The organism is Coleofasciculus sp. FACHB-712 (assembly GCF_014695635.1).
Classification (GTDB): domain Bacteria; phylum Cyanobacteriota; class Cyanobacteriia; order Cyanobacteriales; family FACHB-T130; genus FACHB-T130.
In genome coordinates this window covers 1-4,276 of record NZ_JACJOQ010000122.1, presented here as the reverse complement: position 1 = coordinate 4,276, position 4,276 = coordinate 1, and the positions used below count along the sequence as shown (strand labels likewise).

Genomic DNA, 4,276 nt, shown 5'->3' with positions numbered 1-4,276 from the left:
AAATTGGCATCACCAGCTTTGTCGCCCTGCCACTCACTCGCTTGGAGTAACAAATTCGTTTGGTACAGTTCCAGGCGACCTTGAATCTGAGGCTGATTCCAGCTATCCAGTAATGAGTGGGTAATCAGAAACAAAGCCAAAATTGTCAGCAATCCCAAAAGCAACCGCTTAATTGTCATGAAAACTCCTGTAGGCTCTTAGTGTCACGGCACCTATGAGGAATATCTTAGATGCGTGTCCGGGACAGGTTAAAATTCTCCTGAACCTTTTTGCTCTTGATGATGGGCGTAGATTTCCCGCCTAGAGCATTAGGGGAACTTTACCTTACCAAACTGAGGCAGAGCCGACCTAATTCTTCTCTAGCTGAGCCAGCGAATAAGAATATGTAGGCTGCTGTCTTTGCAGTGCTAGTTTCCACGGAGGATATCACCCTGAATACTCGAGTCATTCTCGTGCGTCATGGTCAGAGCAGCTATAACAGTGAGCGTAGAATTCAGGGCCGCTGTGATGAATCAATTTTGACGGAAAAAGGTCGCGCGACTGCCCGTCAACTTGGCGCTACTCTGAGTAACTTGAAAATTGATGCGATTTACAGTAGCCCCCTGCAACGGGCGAAAGCAACCGCAGAGATCGTTCAATCCAGTTTGGCGACGCCTGCCCCCTTAACAGCGTCCGATAACTTGATGGAAATTGATTTACCCCTTTGGCAGAAAATGCTTTCCGTGGAAGTGCAGGAGAAATTTCCTGAAGATTACCAATGTTGGCATGAGCGTCCCCAGGAATTTCGGATGAGCGTCCCGACGCCAGAGGGATTAAAAGAACACTTCCCAGTCTTAGCCATCTACGAGCAAGCGCGGCAATTCTGGCAGGAAACTTTATCCCGCCATGCAGGAGACACGATTTTAATCGTCGGGCATAACGGCATCAACCGGGCTTTGCTCAGCACGGCAATTGGAATATCGCCACAGCGCTACCATTCGATTCAACAGTCGAATTGCGGCATCAGCGTGCTAAATTTTGCCGCTGGTTGGGGCAAACCGGCGCAATTAGAGTCGATGAATCTCACTGCCCATGTGGGAGAAGTGCTGCCAAAGCCGCGTCCGGGTCATCGCGGACTCCGTTTGCTGCTGGTACGCCACGGGGAAACCGACTGGAATCGCCAGAAACGCTTTCAAGGGCAAATTGATGTGCCCCTCAACGATAACGGTCGAGAACAAGCCCGGAAGGCAGCAGAATTTCTCAAAGATGTACCGATTGACTTTGCTGTGACTAGCCCAATGCTGCGTCCCAAGGAAACAGCCGAGATTATTCTGAAATATCACCCCAACGTCCAGATTGAACTACAGGCACCTTTGGCAGAAATTGGTCACGGGCTGTGGGAAGGGAAATTTGAAGAAGAAATCGAGCTGTCGTATCCGGGGATGCTGCAACAGTGGCGAGAGTTTCCGGAGACGGTGCAGATGCCAGAAGGAGAAAACTTGCAACAAGTTTGGGATAGAGCGATCGCAGCTTGGCAAGACATGGTCGCGTCTTATTCTGGAGATCGACCGAAAACAGGTTTGGTGGTCGCTCACGACGCCACGAACAAAGTCTTACTCTGCTACCTTTTGGGTTTAAATCCAGAAAATTTCTGGAGCATTAAGCAGGGGAACGGGGCAGTGACGGTTATCGACTATCTTCAAGGGCCAGAAAGTACGCCGGTGCTGCAAGCGATGAATGTCACAACTCACTTAGGTGGGGGCGTTCTCGATCAAACGGCTGCCGGTGCATTGTAGAGTGATGAGTTATGAATTTTGAGTTTTGAATGAAGAAACTTTTGATCTCAAAACTCAAAACTCAAAACTCGAAACGATTATGAATGAACTGCTCCAACAAGTACGGGTCATCGACCCAGTTTCTGGAACCGACCAGATTGCCGATATTCTGATTGCTGACGGTTATATCCAAGCAGTCGAAACTGAAATTTCTGACTTGTCCGCTGACACGACTGTCCGAGATTGTCGTGGATTCGTCGTAGGGCCAGGGTTAGTAGATTTATACAGCCACTCTGGTGAGCCTGGTTTTGAAGAGCGGGAAACCTTAGCTTCGCTCGTTGATGCGGCAGCAGCCGGGGGCTTTACTCGGCTGGCAATCTTGCCCGATACTCTACCCGTTCTCGACAATTTAGGGGGTTTAGCCTACCTTCAACAAGCCAAAATCCAACATCCAAAATCCAAAATTGAATTTTGGGGGGCGCTGACTGTTGGTATCCAAGGGCAGCAGATGACATCCCTGGCTGAAATGGCGGCGGCTGGGGTGGTAGGCTTTGCAGATGGTCAGCCTGTGCAAAATCTGGCGCTGCTGCGACGCCTGTTGGAATACCTCCAGCCGTTAGGAAAACCTGTGGCGTTGTGGCCTTGCGATCGCGCTTTGAGCGGCAATGGGGTGATGAGAGAAGGCTCGGCGTCGATTCGCTTTGGGTTGCCAGGAAACCCAGCGATCGCAGAAACATCGGCGCTGGCTGCTTTGCTGGAAGTGGTGGAAGCTACTCGCACCCCTGTCCATATCATGCGCGTTTCCACTGCTCGCAGCGTTGAGCTAATTGCAAATGCCAAGGCGCGGAATTTACCAATCGCCGCCAGTACTACCTGGATGCATTTATTGCACAATACGGAGGCGGTAGGCAGTTACGACTCAAACTTGCGACTAGAACCCCCTCTCGGCAATTCTTCAGACCAAGCGGCGCTGATTCAGGGGATACAGAGTGGGGTGTTAGACGCGATCGCGATTGACCATACTCCCTACACCTACGAGGAGAAAACGGTTGCCTTTTCCGAAGCACCCGCAGGCGCAATTGGTCTAGAGTTGGCTTTATCGCTTCTGTGGCACACCTTTGTTGCGACTGGCGACTGGTCAGCTTTAGAACTGTGGCGGGTTTTAAGTACCCATCCGGCGGAGTGTTTGCAGCAAAAACCGCCAGCGATCGCGCCCGGTCAACCGGCTGAACTGGTCTTATTTGATCCCCAGTTAAGCTGGACAGCAGACAGACAAACCCTGAAATCCCGCTCAGAGAATACCCCTTGGCTAGGGCGATTGCTGACGGGTCGGGTTTTACAAACTTGGGTAATGGGTAATTAGTCAGTCAAACCGAAGAAATATCTAACTGTAGGGGCGGGTTGAGCGAGGGAGTTAGCGACGCACAAATATCTTGGTGAAACTCGCTCCTATCTCCCTACTATTCCTTGGTATAAGCTGGAGCGCTATCCACTTCTCCGGCACGTTGGAGGGGCCAAAAGCGCACCACAGCACGACCAATGATTTTTTCGCGGGGGACAAAACCCCAATAGTGGCTGTCGTAACTGTTGTTGCGATTATCACCCAGTACCAGGTAGGAGTTTTCTGGCACCGTCACCGGCCCATAGGTATACTGTGGCTGTTCTTCAATATATTTTTCTGACAGGGGTTTCCCGTTGACATACACCCGTCCCCCTTTCACCTCTATCTTTTCCCCAGGTAAACCAATCACGCGCTTAATAAAAGCATCGTGAAAGTTTTGCTTTTCTAGCGCTTCGGTCGGCGCAAACACCACAATGTCGCCCCGCTGCGGAGATCGGAAGTTGTAACTAACCTTGTCTATAATCAGACGGTCATTGATTTGTAGTGTAGGCAGCATTGAACCCGAAGGAATGTAGCGTGCTTCCGCCACAAAAGAGCGAATTCCAAAGGCCAGAATGGCGCTCAAGCCAATCGTTTTTATTCCCTCTATGAAAGGATTTTCGGCTTTTGGTTGGGGGTTGAGGTCTGGTTGTTGATTCTGCACGTCAGTCATAAACGGTTAATCACTCAAGCAAATGAATGAAATTGATTCCCTAGGTAATTATTTATTTTAAGGAAGACGGATGATTCGCTATATATATTGTGTACAAATTTTGTCTAAATATATCCGGCTAATATTACAGATATTTAGCTTCTGTCGTTTACCCGGTTGCTGGATGGTCAGTTTAGAAAAGTGCCATCTTACGACAAAGCGCGATCGCACCATGCAATTGTCGCTCACACTTAACTACTGCATCAACAACTGATTACCATGTTTTCTGTCCCCTCTCTGTTGATTCGCAATGCTCGAATTCTCCCGCCTACGGGTGAATTTTTGGTTGGGGAGGTGCAAACCTTGGGTCGGGAAATTGTCCGGGTTGCACTAAAATCCTAGCATCTGGAAATCCTAGCATCTGATAGTCTACTAGTGGATAAAGAGATAGACGTTCAAGGTCTGACTTTGTTGCCGGGAGTCATCGAT

4 protein-coding genes and 1 pseudogene are annotated in these 4,276 nt (G+C 49.6%); 3 read left to right on the top strand and 2 right to left on the bottom strand.

Annotated features, from left to right (window positions below):
• A pseudogene (locus tag H6F50_RS26890) lies at nt 1–179 on the bottom strand (CPBP family intramembrane glutamate endopeptidase); the annotation flags it as partial.
• 252 nt (nt 180–431) lie between these two features.
• On the opposite strand from H6F50_RS26890, the gene H6F50_RS03095 reads away from it, so the two are divergent.
• Nucleotides 432–1,775, top strand: a complete 1,344-nt coding sequence (locus H6F50_RS03095; RefSeq protein WP_190426212.1) for a histidine phosphatase family protein — start codon at nt 432–434, stop codon at nt 1,773–1,775.
• Between the two features lie 76 nt (nt 1,776–1,851).
• Nucleotides 1,852–3,117: a dihydroorotase gene (locus tag H6F50_RS03090; RefSeq protein ID WP_190426210.1), complete on the top strand. Its 1,266-nt coding sequence runs from the start codon at nt 1,852–1,854 to the stop codon at nt 3,115–3,117.
• Between the two features lie 97 nt (nt 3,118–3,214).
• On the opposite strand, the gene lepB is transcribed toward H6F50_RS03090, so the two are convergent.
• Entirely contained in the window at nt 3,215–3,808 is a 594-nt protein-coding gene (lepB, locus tag H6F50_RS03085) for a signal peptidase I (protein WP_190414052.1), read from the bottom strand.
• Between the two features lie 258 nt (nt 3,809–4,066).
• Between lepB and H6F50_RS27470 the strand changes: the two genes are divergently transcribed.
• Nucleotides 4,067–4,189, top strand: coding sequence for a hypothetical protein (locus tag H6F50_RS27470; protein ID WP_277879311.1), 123 nt, complete (start codon nt 4,067–4,069; stop codon nt 4,187–4,189).
• The last annotated feature ends 87 nt before the right edge of the window (nt 4,190–4,276 follow it).

Coding starts and splice junctions, on each gene's coding strand:
- lepB (WP_190414052.1), bottom strand. CDS start 3,808: ATGACTGACGTGCAGAATCAACAACCAGACCTCAACCCCCAACCAAAA.
- H6F50_RS27470 (WP_277879311.1), top strand. CDS start 4,067: ATGTTTTCTGTCCCCTCTCTGTTGATTCGCAATGCTCGAATTCTCCCG.